Annotated in this window: 13 protein-coding genes; 5 read left to right on the top strand and 8 right to left on the bottom strand. The window is 54.9% G+C overall.

The features are described from left to right. Nucleotides 1-1,232, bottom strand: a 1,232-nt coding sequence (locus B3C64_RS05510; RefSeq protein WP_291534283.1) for a DUF6880 family protein, incomplete at its 3' end; no start/stop codon positions are given. A 558-nt stretch (nt 1,233-1,790) separates the two neighbouring features. On the opposite strand from B3C64_RS05510, the gene B3C64_RS05505 reads away from it, so the two are divergent. The 4 genes from B3C64_RS05505 to B3C64_RS05490 all read left to right on the top strand — a co-directional run bounded on the left by B3C64_RS05505 (nt 1,791) and on the right by B3C64_RS05490 (nt 6,593). Then, nucleotides 1,791-3,425 carry a vWA domain-containing protein gene (locus B3C64_RS05505; RefSeq protein ID WP_291534294.1) on the top strand — a complete coding sequence of 545 codons (1,635 nt, stop codon included), beginning with the start codon at nt 1,791-1,793 and terminating at the stop codon, nt 3,423-3,425. A gap of 8 nt (nt 3,426-3,433) precedes the next feature. Then, a complete protein-coding gene (locus B3C64_RS05500; protein WP_291534282.1) occupies nt 3,434-4,216 on the top strand; it encodes a 5-bromo-4-chloroindolyl phosphate hydrolysis family protein in 783 nt (260 codons plus the stop codon). After that, on the top strand, nt 4,213-5,322 hold the full coding sequence (locus B3C64_RS05495) for a hypothetical protein (RefSeq protein ID WP_291534281.1): 1,110 nt from the start codon (nt 4,213-4,215) through the stop codon (nt 5,320-5,322). Before B3C64_RS05500 ends, B3C64_RS05495 begins: the two co-directional genes overlap by 4 nt. Nucleotides 5,323-5,450: 128 nt before the next feature. Further along, a complete protein-coding gene (locus B3C64_RS05490; protein WP_291534279.1) occupies nt 5,451-6,593 on the top strand; it encodes a toxic anion resistance protein in 1,143 nt (380 codons plus the stop codon). 292 nt (nt 6,594-6,885) lie between these two features. Here the strand turns inward: B3C64_RS05490 and B3C64_RS05485 are convergent, their stop codons facing one another. The 4 genes from B3C64_RS05485 to B3C64_RS05470 all read right to left on the bottom strand — a co-directional run bounded on the left by B3C64_RS05485 (nt 6,886) and on the right by B3C64_RS05470 (nt 13,337). Continuing rightward, nucleotides 6,886-7,308, bottom strand: coding sequence for a glycerophosphodiester phosphodiesterase (locus B3C64_RS05485; RefSeq protein ID WP_291534278.1), 423 nt, complete (start codon nt 7,306-7,308; stop codon nt 6,886-6,888). A 467-nt stretch (nt 7,309-7,775) separates the two neighbouring features. Beyond that, nucleotides 7,776-9,662 (bottom strand): DUF262 domain-containing protein, encoded by a 1,887-nt coding sequence (locus tag B3C64_RS05480; protein ID WP_291534277.1) that lies wholly within the window; start codon nt 9,660-9,662, stop codon nt 7,776-7,778. A gap of 85 nt (nt 9,663-9,747) precedes the next feature. After that, on the bottom strand, nt 9,748-12,894 hold the full coding sequence (locus tag B3C64_RS05475; protein ID WP_291534293.1) for a DEAD/DEAH box helicase: 3,147 nt from the start codon (nt 12,892-12,894) through the stop codon (nt 9,748-9,750). Between the two features lie 5 nt (nt 12,895-12,899). Next, nucleotides 12,900-13,337, bottom strand: a complete 438-nt coding sequence (locus tag B3C64_RS05470; protein WP_291534292.1) for a (deoxy)nucleoside triphosphate pyrophosphohydrolase — start codon at nt 13,335-13,337, stop codon at nt 12,900-12,902. Nucleotides 13,338-13,536: 199 nt separating this feature from the next. On the opposite strand from B3C64_RS05470, the gene B3C64_RS05465 reads away from it, so the two are divergent. After that, on the top strand, nt 13,537-13,743 hold the full coding sequence (locus B3C64_RS05465; RefSeq protein ID WP_291534276.1) for a hypothetical protein: 207 nt from the start codon (nt 13,537-13,539) through the stop codon (nt 13,741-13,743). A 141-nt stretch (nt 13,744-13,884) separates the two neighbouring features. Here B3C64_RS05465 and B3C64_RS05460 read toward each other — a convergent pair whose 3' ends face one another. The 3 genes from B3C64_RS05460 to B3C64_RS05450 form a co-directional block, all read right to left on the bottom strand. After that, a complete protein-coding gene (locus B3C64_RS05460; protein WP_291534275.1) occupies nt 13,885-15,273 on the bottom strand; it encodes a cation:dicarboxylate symporter family transporter in 1,389 nt (462 codons plus the stop codon). A 493-nt stretch (nt 15,274-15,766) separates the two neighbouring features. After that, nucleotides 15,767-16,411, bottom strand: a complete 645-nt coding sequence (locus B3C64_RS05455) for a GNAT family N-acetyltransferase (RefSeq protein ID WP_291534273.1) — start codon at nt 16,409-16,411, stop codon at nt 15,767-15,769. Next, nucleotides 16,402-18,197 (bottom strand): UvrD-helicase domain-containing protein (locus tag B3C64_RS05450; protein WP_291534271.1); only part of this gene is annotated, 1,796 nt, incomplete at its 5' end. The genes B3C64_RS05455 and B3C64_RS05450, both read right to left, overlap by 10 nt.

Here is an 18,197-nt window from a genome sequence, read left to right as displayed (position 1 = left end):
TTGAGCTTCATGTGGTTCAATGCGGTGTTCGGATCATAAGTGTCGTCCAGGCGCTCCTGGTACATGTCGATAAGCGCGTCGCGTCGCCCGAGCGCCTCCAACGCGGCCTCGCGAATGGTCTCCCACTCATACGGAACCACATCCTCCGGGAACATCACCGTGGTCTGGTTCGGCGCATCGCGTTCCACCAAATCCACGAAATTGAGCAGATCCTGCCATCGTTCCGCGGCGATCAACCGCGCCGCATACGCATCGGCAAGCGGCTCGGAATCGTGATGGTCCCGCAGGAACGCATCCGCCTCGTCCGCGTCGCCGCTGATGCGCATCAGATCATGACGCAGGAACTGCACGGCATGCTCGAATTGATCCCCCGCGGTCTGCGCGATCTCCTTGTCCGAAAGCAAGGCCGGGTCGAGCATCGCGAGATTATGCAAGTCATCGGAGGAGAGCTGGCCTGCGGCCTGCTCGGGATCCGCCTTGGCCCCTGTTCGGGAACCACCCGAATCGCCGGCAGCCGGATGCTTCGCCATGAAATCGCCCATGGCCTCCAGTCCCTTGTTCAACGCATCATAGGCGAACATGCGCGTATCATCCCATTGCGCGAAGGAAAGCCCGCAAGAGAGCAACTCCACCATCTGCATGGCATTCAATCGGAAATCGTCGTTGCAGGCCACCTGCGTGATCATACGCAACGCCTGCTCGCCCGTCATCGGATCGGCGTTGCACGCGACGGCGTCCACATACACGCGCACCGTTTGAATAAGATCCTTCAGATAATCGAAGCCCTCATTGTCGCGATCGGCGACATTGCCGACGAAACGCGCGGTCATTTCAACGGCCTTGGCGAGATTGCCGACGGCATCGAGCCAACGCGTGCTGACCACCGCGTTGCCGACCACCGCGTCCACACCGGACAGCGCCTGCGAATCAAGACGGAACGTCGGCATGTCCATGCGGGGAATCTCCACGCCGCCTTCGGTGCGTTCGGCGGTCGGCACCATGGAGGCGAGGCCATCGAAATACCATTGCATGGGCATGCTGATGACCGTGTTCGCGTCGGAAAGACCGGCCACCGGCACGTCGTTGCGTTGTTCGGCATCCTCCTGGCTCGCCTCGCGGATCATATGGTTCCATAAAAAGGTCGGTCCATCGAATTCGGCGGAACTGAGCCATCCGTTGTTGACGTAATCGGTGAGATCGTCGGCATCCTGCCTGCGATTGAAGTTGCCCATATGCCCACCTTTCCCTCTCATGGCCGTCGCAATGGCATGGACAAAGGTATCTCGTCATCAAACAGATGATGAGGTTGTCCGCGGTCGCGCGCCGCTATCCGTCGCAACAAGTATAGAGGTTATCGGCTACTTGGACAGGTGAGCCGGCCGACGATGCCGAGACGGTCGCATACCCGGCTATAGCGGGATGAGAAGGAAGATGGAATCGGAAGAAGGACCGGGTGGGTCGGAAGGCGGAATCGGACGGTCAGTTGGGAGGAAGATGGATCAGGAAGGAAATCTGGATAGGATGAAAGACGGAATCGGGCAGCTAAGGCAGGCGGGGAAACCGGATAAGGCGGAAGGAAGGCATGAGCATCGCATAGGAAGAATGAGACGGCACCATGCTGATTCGACGGCGATAGCCTACAATACATGGCAATAACAGAATATTTTTCAGCGCATTCGAAGCGGGTCTTCGGGTGCGCTGAACTGTTTTTTGGCGCAAAATGAACGGAGGGCCAACGCAAGATGAACGCACGTAGACTAGGCGCGATGGCGGGCGCCATCGCTATGATCGTGGGTTTGTTCGCAGGATGCGGCTCGTCGAATGACGCGTCCGGCACGTCAACGAGTGATGGCTCGGGCGATGGCAAAAGCTCGACATACTCCACGGATGGCGCGAAGGAATCCATTCGTATCGCCTCGGGTTCCGAAAACAAGGAAGTGGACGACGCCATCAAGCAGGCGGCGACGGCTGCGAACGTGTCGGTCACCGTTGATTACATGGGGTCGCTCGACATCATGGACGCGCTGCGCAACAAGGGCCACCATGCGGGCCAGGATTATGACGCGGTGTGGCCGGCCAGCAGCATGTGGATCAGCATGGGAGACACCCATCACATCGTCAAGGACCAGGTCTCCACGTCCACCACGCCGGTGGTGTTCGGCGTGAAAAAGAGCAAGGCGAAGGAGCTTGGCTGGGTGAAGTCGGACGGCTCCACGAAGTCGGTGGGCACGAAGGACATCATGGCGGCGGTGCGGGCCAAGAAGCTGTCGTTCGCCATGACGTCCGCCACGCAGTCGAATTCCGGCGCGTCGGCGTATATGGCGTTCCTGACGGCACTGAACGGCGGTGACGGCGCGCTCACCAAGGCCGATCTGAATGATGCCGCGCTGCAATCATCCGTGAAGACCATGCTGTCGGGCGTCAACCATTCGTCGGGCTCATCCGACTGGCTCAAGGACATGCTGGTCAACGATCCGGATGCCAGCGATTCCATGGTGAATTACGAATCGTTGGTCATTCAGGCCAATAAGGAATTGACGGCGAAGAATACGGAGCCATTGCTGGCGATCTATCCATCCGACGGCATTTCGGTCTCCGATTCCCCGCTCGCCTACGTGGATCGCGGGCAGAACAAGGAACAGGCGTTCAAGCGGTTCCGCAAGGCGATCACGTCGAAGGATTCCAAGAAACTGTTCGAACGCGCGGGCCGCAGGACCGGTCTGGGCGGCACCTTGACGTATGCCAAGGACTCGCAGGTGAAGGACTCGTTCCGCAAGGAATGGGGCATCGATACGGACGCCTCGGTGCTGAAGACCATCACCATGCCATCCGCCGAGGTCATCGAACAGGCGCTTGACGCCTATCAGACGGGTCTGCGCAAGCCGGCGTACACGCTGTGGGTGGTGGACTACTCCGGTTCCATGTCGGGCCAGGGCAAAAGCGGCGTGGTCTCGGGATTGCAGGCGGCTCTTGACACCGATCAGGCGCGTGCCTCGCATATCGAGCCGGGTGACGGCGACGTCAACGTGTTCATTCCGTTCAATGGCGATGCGAGCGTGGCACAGACCGCGCATGGCAAGCAGACCGCGGAACTGCTGGCCGCCGGCGAGAACCAGCCGGCCATCGGCAGCACGGATATCTACAACGCGCTGGAAGTGGCGTTGCAGAACCTGCCGAGCGACCGCGACGACTACACGGTGGCGATCGCCCTGCTGACCGACGGCCAGTCGGAGACGGGGAAGCTTGAGGAGTTCAAGCAACGCTACGAATCCGAAGGCAAGGGCGTGCCGATCTTCTCCATCATGTTCGGCGACGCGGATTCCAACCAGCTCAACGATCTGGCCACGTTGTCCAACGGAAAGGTGTTCGATGGACGCAACGGCGACCTGAGCGGCATCTTCCGTGAGGTGAAGGGCTACAACTGATTGGCGGTATGACGATGAGAACAGTGCTTGCCTTCGTCGCCGGGCTTGTCTGCGCGGCCGCCGCGTTCGCGATCGCGCACGGCGGAATATTGGGACTGGCCTCGGCACTGGTCGCGGCCTCACTTGGATATGTCGCGGCCAGCATGCTGACGGAACCCACATTGAAGCTCGGCGGGGTGCTGGCCGAACAGCTGCCCTCGGGCAGGGCCGCCGCGTTGGCCGTGGAGCGGGCGAACGCCTTCTGCGGGCAATTGCGCAAGCGCATCGCCGTCATGCTTGATGGTCAGGTGCGCAAGGAGGCCGACGATATTCTGGCCGCGACGAACAATCTGGCCGCATTCGTGACGGACAATCCGGCCAGCCATGGCATCCTCGACCATTTCCTCAACGTGTACGCGCAGCAGACGCTGCGTCTGGTCGATGGGTATCTCGGCATCGAACGCACTGGTGTGAGGGAGCAGATCATCAGCGCGAAACGGGAGACGATCGGCGCGCTGCAGGCATTGGAGACCACTGCCGCGGGAGAGCTCATGAACGCGGTCAAGGCGAAAAGCCTGTCGCTGTCGGCGGATTCCGACGCCATCAAGCGACTGGCCAATATGGACGGATACCAGACGGACGAAGCGGATGCTGAACCGAACGGAATGCGTCGGCCGGATGAAACGGATGCCGATTCGCATGGAGCCTGCCAATCGGACGGAACGCGGTGGGCGAATGGGACGTCCGGGAAAAGAACGGAACCGTTGCGCGGCAACGTGACGCAGGTCGAGGAAGGAGACGATCGGCGATGAAACTGTCGAAAAACAAGATCATCGGCTTGGCGGCGCTGCTGGCCGTGGTGCTGGTGCTGGGAGGATCGCAGATCGTCTACTCCGCCATGCAATCCATGAAACGTGACAACGCGCCGAAGTCGACGCAGACCGTCACCGGATATCTGGGCGGCGAGAAGATCAGTCTGTTCGATGACGGGGAATTCGACAAACTGCTGGCCGGACAGGGACTGAAGGTCGATTACCGCAAAGCCGGCAGCCTGGATATGATGACCGCGAGCCGGACGGGCATGGATTACCTGTTCCCGTCCAGCAAAGCCGCGGTGGAATACGGCAAAAGCAAGAAGGTCGACGTCAGCAAGGCCGACACCGTGTTCAATTCGCCCATCGTACTGTACACGTACCGGAACGTGGCGGATGCGCTGTGCAAGTCCGGTCTGATCGGCAAGGACGGCGGCACCTACCACATGGACATGGCCAAGGCCGCGCAGGACATGCTCGACGGGAAAAGCTGGGCGGATCTGGGCTATACGCAGGGATACGGGCAGTTCCATATCGACTCGACCGATCCGGCGAAATCGAACTCCGGCAACATGTATGCGGCGCTGCTGGCCACGGTGCTCAACGACGGGCAGCCGGCCACGGTGGAATCCATCAACCGTGACGGCGACAAGATCAAGCGGATCTTCGCGAAATCGGGGTGGATGGAGACCAGTTCCGAAGACAGCTTCAGCCAGTTCCTCACCTTGGGCGTGGGATCCAAGCCGATGATGGTCGGCTATGAAAGCCAGTTGCTTGATTTCGCAGCCAACAACGCCGAAGCGTTCAAACAGATCAAAGACAACGTGGTGATGGTGTATCCGACGCCGACCGTGTGGAGCTCGCATGTGTTGGTGCCGCTCGACGAAAAAGGTGAGCGTCTGCTGAAAACACTGAAATCCAAGCCGGTTCAGCAACTGGCATGGAGGAAGCATGGATTCCGATCCGCCAATTTCCTCGGTGCCGATTCCATCTCGCGGTTCCATGTCTCATCCGCCGCGGAACAGGTGACTTCGGTTACCGAGCTGCCGAACGCGCAGGCCATGACGACGCTGATCGACCTGCTGGCGCAGGTGCCGAAGTCATAATGCCGCCATGCATCGGCGCGTTTGGTTCGCGATACGGCGAGGTGCCGCGGACCAAACGCGAGGACAAACACAGACAACTACGGAAACAAGCCCAAGAAGGCAACAACACAATCAGAAAGGTGACGGCCATGTCACAGCAAATCTCCCTTTCCGACCTCGCACAGGCGGGCGCCGGCGCATCGACCGCGGTCAATGCGGTCACATTGGAAACATTCGACGCCGTGCGTGAACAGGTTAAAACGCAGTTGGAGACGGTCAGCGTCGAGGAACAGCAGGCGATCGACAAGAAAGCGGCGGAGATCGATCTGCTGCAACCGGGCTTGGAGAACAGTTACGGCAAGGACGTGAGCCGCGCGACTTCCGGTTTCGCCGACGAAATCATGGAAAAGACCCGGTCCAAGGATTCCGGTGACGGCGGCGATCTGTTGCGTGAGATGCTTGTGGTGCTTGACCGCAATGACATGGGCGCCGTCGCCAAGGTGCCGTTGCTGGGCCGGCTGCTTGGCTCGGCGAACAATCTGCGTCGCAAATACCAGACCGTGAGCGGGCAGATCGATGAGATCGTGGGCAAACTGGAACGGGCGCAATCACAGATGATCGGCGACATCGCCATGTATGACCGCATGTATGAGCAGAACGCGCAGCAGTATCGGGATCTGCGCGTGACGGTGGCCGCGGGACGCAAGGCGTTGGAGGAATTCCGGACGGGAAATCTGCCGCAGTTGGAACGGCAGGTGAGCGAATCGTCCGATCCTATGGCCGCGCAGCAGCTCAAGGACTTCCGTGACAAGCTGGAGCGTTTCGACAAGCGGCTTGACGATCTGGACCGCATCGGCGTGGTCTGCCTGCAGCAGGCGCCGGAGATCAAGCTGATCCAGCAGGCGGACCAGACCATCGCCAACAAGATCGACACCACCATCAGCACCACGATTCCCGTGTGGAAAAGCCAGATGGTGGTGGCGCTCGGACTGCAGCACCAGAAAACCGCCTTGGATCTGCAGAACAAGGCCGATGATCTGACCAACCGTCTGCTGGCGCGGAACGCGGCGGCGATCCATTCGGGCGCGGTTGCCGCGGAAAAGGCCAATCAGCGTGGCGTGGTGGATGTCGAGACGCTGGAGAAGGTGAACAACGAGCTCATTTCGGCGTTGAAGGAGACCGTGGAGGTGCAGAAGGCCGGGCGTGAGCAGCGCGAGCAGGGGAGGACCCGCATGCGTCAGATCGAGCAGAGCTTGAAACAGGCGCTGATTGAAAACGCGCAGGCGCTATGACGCCGGATCCGGGCTTGGTTGCTTGCCATTCCGTGCCTGTGTGTGGGGGCACGTCTGTAGGGATGCCTGCTCGTGCGGATGCGCGTTCGTGTGGAACTGCGTGTGAAACATATGTTGCCGTGATGCCTCGTGTTGCGAGTCGCGCATTCGGCTGTGTGGACAAGGATTCGATGAGTTCATTCAGTGGTTGGATCGGCCGCGAATGAGTAATGGGGGTTGTTCCTGGCATTCTCCATGCCTGGAACAACCCCCATTGAACCGATATGCGAATTCGCGGTGCGGAAACGGCTGATCAGTACTTGTTGGCGCCGTCGCCGACGAAGTTGACGGTGAATCCGCGGTGGTAGTGCAGGAACATATCCGCACCGTAACGGTCGACCGGACGGTGGGTGAAGAGCATACGGATGGCGAAGGCGGTCTGCACGTCATCGGGAAGGTTCATGAATTCCTTGTGGGCGTCCCAGTACGGGTTCATGGTGATGGCCGCGTCGGGAACGTAGGCGTAGCCGTAGCCGTCTTCGTTCACGTATCCCATGAACGGCAGATCCCATGCGTTGTGGTCGGTGAGGGCCTGCTTGAAGTCCTCGACCTTGGCGAGGGCCTCTTCGCTGATGCCCAGGCTCCTGGCGACCTTGTTGGCCTCGGACGTCTTGGAGTCGGCGTCCTTCTCGAACATGTTGAGATCCACCGTGATGACGGTCTTCTCGTCTGCCATGATGAAGGTTCCTTTCCTTCGGGTGCCTGTATTGGGCACTTGATAACAAAAGCGTTGTGTATTTCGATGTTCGTTTATTGGTATAAACGAACATCGAAACGGAGTTTGTATCTGTTGTGTCGATGAACGCCTGTTGCGTTCGGTAATAACGATAGCACGGTTCAATCGGCTGAAAATCAAGGAAAATGAACTTTATATGAATGGATGAGGGTGTAATCGTTGCAATAGTGCGGTTTGTTAAAGGTGAAGAAAAATGAAAAAAGCTAACATTGAGCGTGTTCTTTTTGTTCTGCAAAAACGTGTTAGCTTTCTGTTCAAATGAACATGGTGGCGTGATTTGTGCTGCTTGCAATACGGTTCAGTACGCCGCTGCATTCTTGTGATTACTGAAAGTACGGTTTGAATTGGTTCGTTTGTACGAACTTACTTATGCGCGCGATACAACTTGTATCGCGCGCAGTGGGAAATCAGGCTTCGTCATCGTTCGGGAAAGCATAGCGTTCCATAATACGATCCTTGAACCACTTAGTTCGTCGTATTATATCGGCAATCGACCACGATGTTTTTTCCTCTATCCTCTCCGATGGAGCTGGAATAGAAGCATTTAGGCGCAGACACTCTCTGAGGCCAACGTACGTGCCATGTTCCTTGAAATCTCGTTTGGATTTAGTGTAATTATCTTCTTCTCGGGAAGGATGTTTCTCATCCATGAATGGCAGTTGTTTCAAATTAGCATTGTATGGTGAGAGCGTCAAATTCCCGATAAGATGGACGTATTTTCTTTGGACAGATTCAGCCTGTTCTCTGTCATCTGGTGAAATCGCATCTTTCCAGTAGTCTGGGAGTGGACCTTCTGGAAGAATATGTTCGATAGTCCAACGGGGCTGATTTTTCTTAATATATTCATCAAAAGTGTCAGGATTACCTTTGTTGATGAGATTATTGCCTGGGAGGTTCCGTTCAAGATCGATTAATACGAAGCGAGTTGTCTTAGCATTCTTGTCGTAAATTCCGTCATTGCAGATTGCATTTGCAAAACGATCGTCGGACTCGCTCATTTCTTTGAGCTCGGCAAGTATGCATGCGTTGACATCATGGCCAGTAAGGTTCTTATCTTTGATCGTATGGATCAGATTAAGCATACGCGCCCTGATGTTAGAGGATTTGGGTACGAGCGTGATGTTTCTCCGGACATAGAATTTAATCAGATTATCAAGGATGGAACAAAGATTATTGGTGATTTGAAGTTTTTCGGCGTTGCAGAAGAGGAATAGTAAAAGTGGATAAGCTTGTGAAGATTCAAGTTTGCTTAGACTCTGCAATTTATCATCGATTTGTTCATCCGGATAGCTGTTGTCTCCGATGCGGGCGATGCGAGCAAAGATAGAGGCCCGATCGATAAGTGTTTGCAGATAGTTTTCGCCTTGCCTGTAATGCTCGGTTATCAGTTGTTGATATTTTTTGAGAGCCTTGCTCTTTGTTATAGATTGTTTTCCATCGGATTCAAAAGCATCGAAATTATTGGTAAGGAATTGAGTGGTCAGTGTAGTATTAGGATCGCCGCTTTCATCTTCCGAGAAGATACCGGAGAAGGTTGTCCAGCGTTCTACGGCTGTTGCATGATCTTCATTGATCTTTCCCGCTGCTGCAAGGAACTCTCCTTTGAGAAGATCGACTAACGTCAGTGGTAGGCCCTTTGAATTAAGGGATGAGAATACAGTAAATGCTTCACTGAGATCAGGAACGCTGATTTTTAAAGTAGTGGCGCTTACAAGTTTTTTGTAGTAGTTATCAATTGCTTGAGGCGTTGCGAAGTGGGCCCTATCATTGAAGAGATTGTAAATGAAATGATAGCGCTTAGGCAGACTGCGATTGCCCCACTTGCCTTGGGTCTTTCCGACCATGACTCCGAGCATGGCGTTATATATTCCCCTATCGGTCTCTAGCAGGCAAATTCTTGGCTGGTTCGTATTTTCATTAAGTAGTTGACGTCTGATATCTCGTTTCAGGCCAGCCATGTCTTCTATAACGTTATTGGGCAGCGATTCTCCTTCAGGGAGTGACGCAGGCCAATTATTAAGGCATTCCCAAATTGCCAGTAGGAACAGAGACAAAGTCGTTAATCTCTGTTGACCATCAATGACATCACAAAGTTCTGCAGAATCCCCATGGTTGGTGACGAGAAGATTGCCTACATAATATCCTAGATCTTCTGTGGCAATGTCATTAAAAAGTTGTTCTATTTGTTCTTCTCTCCAAGAATAATTTCTTTGATACTCGGGAATTACATATCCGACGTTTCCTGTGATGGGGAGCAGCTCCGCTAGATTTTTGGATTCAGAAGAGATTTGCATGTTTTCTCCTAGTCTTTGAGAACGTCATTGTGATTAATATGATCTCGCAGAAGCATTCAAACCCCTAATTAAGGTGTGTTCCCTCCTACAATGCGGATTTGCCGGTGAGATGACGGTAGAGCTCCGGATCGACGGGTTTGTTCAGCCGGAGTGTGGAGATGACCACTTTGGATTCGCTGCCATCCTCTCCGCGATTCGTTGATTCGCGTACGTCATCCAATGCGATGGCGTTGCCGACGAAATAATAGGATTTTTCTTGTTCCTCAGCTTTGCGACGGATGAAAATCGGCACAAAATGGTGGTCTTGCCATTGTGCGCTCCGCTCTGTTCCATTGAGCAGCCACTGGAATTCATTCGATTTCAACGAACGATTGTTCTTGCTGAACCATTCGATCTCGCCTGGATTGAGGAATCTATCGCCGTATTGACTGGCCTCATACTTGATGAAAATCGGGAGCGAATCGGTTTCGGCGTCCAACTTGTATCCGCCGACGTTCTGCGGCACTTGTTCCGCGGCCCATCCGCACAGGCGCATCACATCGAATACGCTGTATTTTTCGCCATGCAGGAACCCATGGTTCTGTGAAATGTGATGCTTGCGAGCTGACCTTGCCAAGGCGATCGCATTGAATAACCCGGCCTTGACCGTATCTTTGAAGAACATGCTGAACGTAGTCTGCCCAAGCATCGCGCGAAAGTCGTCGGTCAATCGGTATGCTCCATCATCGCCGAGCCGTATCAGCGGTGTGCGCCCGAAGCGTTTGTTATTCGCGGCGATGAAGTAGGAATAATCCAACGTTGCGAACGCCGAACGGCATTGCAGGTCGCTGCGGTCCGCATCGGGGAACAGTGCGGCCAACAGCATTTGCAATCCGGCAATCGTGATCGTATGCCGTGAAGCGATGCTATGGAACACGGACAATGCCTCGCCAGAACAATTCGGATCGATTTGCCGCCAATCCACACCGCACAGCGCGGCCAGAACCAGTAATTCATGCGGACGCAAACCACGCAGCTGCGTGGACGTCAGCATCTTCAGCACGCCGTTCTGTGCGTCTGACGTCGGCTCAAGTTGTTCCAGATATGAGATGGTCGCATTCTTCCCCCGCGACAGACTTTTCTCACGCGAACGGACGAATGACAGATAATCATCGTTCTTCGAAGCCATGGTAAATACCAATGAAGCATCACGGCGTGCGAAATCCATCAGCATCGGGATGCGTCCCAACTCATAACGCATCTGCTGATATTGCCTGCTGAGCAGCTTCATATTCGACAGATCCGCCGTGTCGAGGGATGCGAGCACGCGCTCGCGGGAGATTTTGTCGAAGCTGATGGATGAGATGCCGATGGTTTCGCGCTGCAGGTTTTTACGGGCCACATCGCGGTCGCCGGTATTGCCATATAGCGCGATCGGAATCAGATAATTGTTCGCGTAATTGCCAATGAAATCAATGACCACGACACAGTCCTTGCCGCTGGCCTTGCGTAGACCTCGGCCGAGTTGCTGTGTGAAAATGATGCTCGATTTGGTTTGGCGCAGCATCACGATCTGGTTGATGTGAGGAATATCCACGCCCTCATTGAACAGATCGACAGTAAAAATATAATCCAATTCGCCGTTTTCCAGCTGTTCCACCGCTTCGTCACGTTCGGTTTGCGAGTTTTTGCCGGTGATGGCCTTGGTCCGGTATGGACGCTCCGCCTGCTGATTCATTTGCTGGTTGAACAGGTTCGAAAGCCGTTCGGCTTCCTCTGTGCGGCTGCAGAACACCAGACCCTGCACCGGAATGCCGGCCTCGCTGTAGATCTGGATTTTGTCGATGATATAGCGCACTCGATTCGGATCGGCAAGCTCCTCAAGCCAGCGGCTTAGCTCATTACGTTCCTGATCGGTCATGGCGCCGGCCTTGACGTCCTTGCCCGCGATCCTTTCGTCGGGCGCATCCTGAATGTATTCGTGCACTCCGTAGTAATGGAACGGGCAGAGCATGTTCTCTTCAAGCGCCTTTTGCAGACGAATTTCGTATGCCACGTTGTTGCCGAATAGTTCGAAGATGTTCGCGCCATCGGTACGTTCCGGCGTAGCGGTCATGCCAAGCATGAAATCCGGGTTGAAATGGTCGATGATGCGTTTGTACGAGTCGGCCGCGGCATGATGCACCTCATCGATGAGGATGTAATCGAAATCGGTTCCACCGAATTGCGCGAGCACTTCCGGCCGTGACATGGTCTGCACGGTGGCGAACACATACTTGCGATCCGATTCCTTGCTGGTTCCGGAGAACAGTCCGAATTCTTCGCTTGAGCAACCAAGTACCTTGTGGAACGAATCCTTGGCCTTGGAAAGGATCTGCTCCTGTTGGGCGATATACAGCATGCGTTTCGGTTTCGCCTGACGCACATCGAACGCGGAGAGATACGTTTTGCCGGTGCCGGTTGCGGAGATGATGATCGCGCGGCTTTCGCCCTGCTTGCGCAGTTGCGCGAGATTCATCAATGCCTCCACCTGCATGGCGTTCGGCTGAATGGTCTGCGGTTCCTCGGACTGCCTGCGCCTCGGCTGTTTCGGTGGCGCGTACTTTTCGAAATCCTCTTCGTAGAGTTTCAGCCAAGCGTCGGTAAGTGGTTTGGATTCACTGATCTGCGATTCGATTTCGCCGGTGAGCTGCTCGGCGAGTCCGCTGCTGTCCGTAGTGGCGACTTTGAGGTTCCATTCGCGGTTGGTTTTCAGCGCGTTGACCGTGAGATTCGAGCTGCCGATATACGTGGAATATACCGATTCCTCATTCTGCGCATGATGGAAAACGTATCCTTTGGGATGGTAGGGGTATGCGGCTGTGGTTTCGTTGTCATCCTGCCCGGGCTGCCACACCTGAACTTGGATTCCGGTTTCCCTCTGAAGTTTCAACAGCTCTTGGAATGCCCTAGGGGAGTTGAAATAATTGAACGTGGACGTGATGATCCTGCCGGAATCATGGTTGTTGTTGTCGGCGAAATCAAGGAAATACTGTTTGAGGTTCAGCAGTGCGCCTTGGCTCACGAATGCGACCGACATGTCGAAATCCTGGCTGCGGCTTAACTCGTCTTTGAGTGCGAGTTCCATGGTGCGACCATCATGGTTTGCGATCAATACGGGCTCGTATTCAGAATTCGCATCTTCGTTTTTGCGGATGAACCCCGACATGATGGCTTCGACGAGGGAGGATTCGGATGACTGCTGGACCGGCATAAACGTCACTTTCTCGTCAGTTCCATGGCGGAAATCAGTCGGACGGCTTCGCGATCGGCTGGCGCCCAAAGCAGAGTCGGCATATCATGCGGGCTGAGCCAGCGAATCTCATGGTGCTCGGTCAATCGTGGAGTGCCATCGAGCAGGTGGCAGACGAATGTCGTCAGTATGACGGTGCCGAAATCATAGTCGTAAGAAGATGTGCACACTTCATCAGCGACTTCGACCTCGCACAGCAGCTCTTCTTCGATTTCGCGGTGCAAGGCCTGGCGTGCGGTCTCATGAGGTTCGATCTTGCCACCTGGAAATTCCCAGAATCCCGCCAGAGACCGGCCCTCACCACGTTGCGCGCACAGCACTTTGCCGTCCTTCGCGATGGCTGCGCCGACGACATTGATGATTTTGCGTGGCGCTTGCTGCTGACCATGATCGAATGCTGGCATTGTTGTGTTCTCCTGATTGACGAAACAGGACCAGGATACAACGAGGGAAAATGCGCCAGGCCCGAAAAGGAATGCAAAAAACGGGAAGAAGATCGTGGATCTGTTGTGGATCGTGGCGGAAGACAGTGTCTCGGCATCTGCAGGCCGATCATAATCGTTGCTCAAGCAATGGGAATTCTTGATTGAAAGGAGCTTGAGAATGTTGATGGACGCGCTGATGGTATTCAATATGGGCGAGGGCACGTTGCTGGAGTGGCACGTCGACTATTGCCAGATGGTCAAGCATGACGGTACGGAAAAGCGTACGGTGAATGACTTCTCCACTTTCGGTGAGATCTCGCAATTCTTGGCGAGTCGTAAACCTGAGTCAATAGCCGTGTTTTTTGCCGAGCCGGAAACGAAATAGACCGTGTATCGAGTCGATCATCTGCGTCGCTGTGTGTAGCATAGGTTGATTGCGGTTTTATGATGCGACGGCAATCGCGGGGATAGTCGTTCTCCCCATGATTGCCGTCGCATATGTTCGCTGCATCCAATAATGGAGGCGTTATTTAGCTGATGTCGAGGTTTGAATCATGGAACGTTCCAATCGAATTTGCGGCAATAGCTGACGATTGTCGCCTGCCTTTTGGTCTTCTGCAAAAGTCGCCAGCATTTGCTTATAGTCCAGTTTCCCCTCCCAGCGTGCGATGACAAAAGTGGCCACGCAATTGCCGAGAAGATTGATGAACACGCGCATCGAGTCCATGATACGATCGGCACCGAGCATGAGCGCTACTCCGGATGTCGGGAAAATCCCCAACGCCGTAGCAGTGGCCGATAAAGCCAAGAATGCTGATCCGGGTACGCCGGCCATGCCCTTCGAGGTAAGCAGTAGCACTCCAATGGCTAGTAGCTGTTGTTCCAGATTGAGATGGGCATTGAATGCTTGCGATAAAAATAGGAAAGACACGGACAGGTAAATAGCAGCGCCATCGAGATTAAATGAATATCCAGTAGGCACCACTAGCCCTGCGATGCCTCGTGGGCATCCAGATTTGATAAGTTTTTCAATGATTTGCGGCATCACGGCTTCAGTGGAGGCGGTGCCCAAAGCGGTTCCAAATTCTGAACGCGCATATGCGATAAAACTTGCCAGTGGTACGCCGGCCGCAATATGCGCGACGAGAAACAATATTCCAGCGAAAGCGATGCCGGCACCATAGCAGGCGGCGATAAGTTTGGCGTATTGTCCTAATGTGCCAATTCCATATTTTCCGATGATGTAGGACATGGCACCGAATGCTCCTAATGGAGCTACTCGCATGATCCAACGCATAATGGTGAAAATCAAAGTGAGTCCAGCGTCCATGATGTCTAGAACAGGACGTACCTTATCGGGGCCTACGGCGACTGCGGCTAATCCGAGAAATACCGAGAACACTAATATCTGTAGAATGTTGTTTTGCGAAAGAGCGTCAAAAATACTGCTGGGCAATGCGCCAAGCAGGAATTGAGAGAATGAGACCGATGCGGTGGCGCCATCGGTTTTGCTGCTGAGCGCGCTGGCATCCAAGGATGATGGGTCGATGTGCATTCCGGCGCCTGGCTGCACCAAATTACCTGTGATCAAGCCGAAAATGATGGCAAAAGTCGACATTCCTAAAAAGTACAGCAATGCCTTGCCGCCAACACGTCCCACGGTTTTGATGTCACCCATTTTGGCAATACCGGTGACTACGACCATTAGAATCAATGGAGCAATTACCATTTTGATAAGAATGATGAAGGCATCGCCGAAAAATTTGACTTGCGCTGCGAATCCAGGCCAGATCATTCCTACTGCTACACCAGCGAAGATGGCTACCACTAGTTGGAAGAACAACGATGAAACGATGGAATGCAGATGCGAAGCTATGGATTTACGGCCGTGAACAAATGAATTGCTGTAGCACATGATTCCCCTTTCCGTGTAGCTGACATCTGAAATACATCAAACGTGTTGGAGGTTACTGTTCTGATTACATTGAAATAATCATTTCATTAATCTCTTAATCTAAAAGAAATATTTATAGATGTCTTTTAGCCGTCGTGGATCAGTGGTTTACGCTTATGACCAGATGGATGATTTTCGATACCTGCTTAATCAGGGGAAGCTATGCTCAGCAATGAGTGCGATGCCCTGCAGATGGGTGATGCGGGCAATTGTCAGGGCATTGGTATTGTCAATGCCATATCAGAGCAACATGTCATCGGATGCGTCGGCAGTTCGGGCGTCTGATGCATATGTGACGAGCGGAATGAAGCGAAATCGATGTGCACCGTTGATTTCGGTTATTCGGCATGCGGTGAAATTCGAATTACTATCGTCAGGCGTAGTTAATCCTTGAATGAATGCTTTGCCATGAACCGTGTCGGATTTCGTAGAGAGATGGCGGCGAATCCGCCGGCTACCGGCGCATCACCTTTTCGAAACGGAACATCTCATCATTCGAATCCTCGTGTCCAAGATGCTCTTCTGAGTTTTCACCGGATGCGGAACCGATTTCCGGATCGTCGGATGGGGCGGGATGGTGGCTGTTGAAGAACTCCACGATATGGAATCCAAGCACGTTCACATAAAAATGAATGTTGCGCTTCTCGAAATACGGGGTGACGAGTTCCCACACCTTCACATTCGGATACAGGCGCTCCACCGCTGTCCATGCCTTCGTTCCCGCGCTTTTTCCGTGCTCATCGGGGTTCACGAACAGCAATTCGCATTCGCCACGGGAACCGTCTTCGGAAAAACGAAGCACCAATCCTCCGACTTTCTCGCCATCCGCCAGAATGCGGTATGCGGTGCCTCCGTCCAGACAGCCTTCGATCGTGGCGCGGGAGATAATCTGTCCGTCCTCTTCGAAATGGTTATCGCGCAATCCGAATTCCTCGAGCGCGCCGTAATTGAAAGCCTTTTGGTTGTCTGCGATGAACTGCTCGCGGTCAATGCCCTCCAACGGGGCAAGCGTCACATTTGGCATGTTCCCCTCGTTCGTCTCGTTTCCGTCATCGTTTCCGCTGGCCACGTCCGCCCGATAGACGAAAATCACCTGCATTGCCGAGTATACCGGCAATTCGGGTAGCCGGTGCACCCGTAGAACGAGCGGGACGGGTCGGAACCGGCATGCCGCAGCCGCAGGGCCTCGCCGCAGTTCGGGCATTGCGGTGGCAGCTTGACCCCGCGGAAGACATTCGGGCAGATGCGGTCATGCAACTCATACATGAACCGTGACGGCCGAGTCTGGTCGACCACGAAAAACAGCTTCTTCCGGCACCGCGTCATCGCCACGTAGAACAGGCGGCGTTCCTCGGCGTGCGGCATGCGCTCCACTTCCGGCAGCAGCAGTCCAAGCAGCGGCTCTTCGGGAATCGCGCTCGGGAAGCCTTTCAATCCGCCAGAACAGCAGAGCAGGAACACGAAATCGTATTGCAGTCCTTTGGATTTGTGCACGGTCATGAACGTGATGCTCATTTCCGGCTTCTCGGCAAATGCGATGCTTCCGGTCCCTTGGTCGATGCGGAACAGGCCATCGCGGTCGTTGCGTGCGATGAGGTTCAGGTCGCTGTTGTACCGTCCCAGCAGCAGCACCGATGCGGCCTTCGGCAGTTTGCGCAACTGCGCGACGACCGCTTCGAAGCGTTCCTCCTGCGTGGCGCCGCCGAGTGCCTTCAGCGAGTAGTCCCTCTTGTCGTTCGGATTGCGCAGATGCTTGGCATAAAGGTTGGCGTCCCGCATGATGAATTTGCCGCTCGCGTCGATGAGGCTCTGCCGGAATCGCCTGGTAGTGGTGATTTGGAACATGCGCGTCGGTCCCCAGGCCTGCCAGCTGTCGGCGAAATCAAGGATCAGATGGATGTCGCTGCCCGCGAACCGGTAGATCGACTGCCAGTCGTCACCCACGCAGAACAGCGTGAAATCGCGTTGTTCGCGCAATGCGCGGATCAGCGCGTACCGCGGCCTCGACATGTCTTGGTATTCGTCGATGAGCACGTATTTGTACGGGTGCCGGTATGCGCCGCTTTTCACGCATTGGATGGCGTCGACGATCATGCCGGGGAAATCGATGCCGTGGGTCGTGCGGAAATTGTCGGTGTATGCGGCGTACAGCGGTTCCACGAGCCGCAGCATCTCGCGATTGCGGCCGATGTGCCTGCCGCCGTTGCGTTCGTTGAGCGTGTGCATGCCGTCGATGCCGATGTTGTTCTGCCGCATGTGCTGGATGATCGTCTGCGCGTTCTCGATGAGGTTTTGCCGATACTGGTTGAAGGCGTAATCGTCCGTCGGCAAGTGGAAATCCTCGCGTCGCGCGGCCGCGCCGTATTTGCCGAACAGCTCCTTCGGCATGAGCTTGAACGCCAGCAGACGATAGGGGATGTTTCGTTCGAGCAGCCGTTCGAAGGTTTCGCGCACCACGGTGTTCGACGCGTGCCCGTCGATGATGGGTCGGTCGGCGATGGTGGATGAACGGCAGATCTCCAATCCGAGACTGTGGAACGTGCACGCGCGGATAGTCATGCCGGTGCCTGCCATGATGCGCTGCGACATCTCGTCCGCGGATTTTCTGGTGAACGACAATACGAGGATTTCCTCGGGGACGGCGCGTTTCGTGGCGAGCAGCCAGGCGATGTAGCCGATGATGGTCGTGGTCTTGCCGGTTCCGGCGCCCGCCAATACGAGGGTGTTATGGCCGGCTCCGGCGATCGCGCTGATTTGCTCGTCGCTCAATTCGTGCTTTTCGATATTGCCGATGATGGCGCGGGCCTGGTCGATTTGCTCCTTCGGCAGCAGCGGTTGCGGAACGAGTTTTGCCGGACGCTGCGATTGCCGATGCCGGACGATGG

It is taken from the genome of Bifidobacterium sp. UBA6881 (genome assembly GCA_002451435.1).
Taxonomy (GTDB): Bacteria; Actinomycetota; Actinomycetes; order Actinomycetales; family Bifidobacteriaceae; genus Bifidobacterium.
Note: the sequence above shows the minus strand (reverse complement) of the source record. Positions and strands in the feature narration are given on the sequence as shown.

Excerpts from the sequence above, each read along its gene's own strand:
- B3C64_RS05490 (WP_291534279.1), top strand. The coding sequence starts at position 5,451 with ATGTCACAGCAAATCTCCCTTTCCGACCTCGCACAGGCGGGCGCCGGC.
- B3C64_RS05455 (WP_291534273.1), bottom strand. The coding sequence starts at position 16,411 with ATGCAGGTGATTTTCGTCTATCGGGCGGACGTGGCCAGCGGAAACGAT.
- B3C64_RS05480 (WP_291534277.1), bottom strand. The coding sequence starts at position 9,662 with ATGCAAATCTCTTCTGAATCCAAAAATCTAGCGGAGCTGCTCCCCATC.
- B3C64_RS05470 (WP_291534292.1), bottom strand. The coding sequence starts at position 13,337 with ATGCCAGCATTCGATCATGGTCAGCAGCAAGCGCCACGCAAAATCATC.
- B3C64_RS05460 (WP_291534275.1), bottom strand. The coding sequence starts at position 15,273 with ATGTGCTACAGCAATTCATTTGTTCACGGCCGTAAATCCATAGCTTCG.
- B3C64_RS05465 (WP_291534276.1), top strand. The coding sequence starts at position 13,537 with ATGTTGATGGACGCGCTGATGGTATTCAATATGGGCGAGGGCACGTTG.
- B3C64_RS05500 (WP_291534282.1), top strand. The coding sequence starts at position 3,434 with ATGACGATGAGAACAGTGCTTGCCTTCGTCGCCGGGCTTGTCTGCGCG.
- B3C64_RS05485 (WP_291534278.1), bottom strand. The coding sequence starts at position 7,308 with ATGGCAGACGAGAAGACCGTCATCACGGTGGATCTCAACATGTTCGAG.
- B3C64_RS05495 (WP_291534281.1), top strand. The coding sequence starts at position 4,213 with ATGAAACTGTCGAAAAACAAGATCATCGGCTTGGCGGCGCTGCTGGCC.
- B3C64_RS05475 (WP_291534293.1), bottom strand. The coding sequence starts at position 12,894 with ATGCCGGTCCAGCAGTCATCCGAATCCTCCCTCGTCGAAGCCATCATG.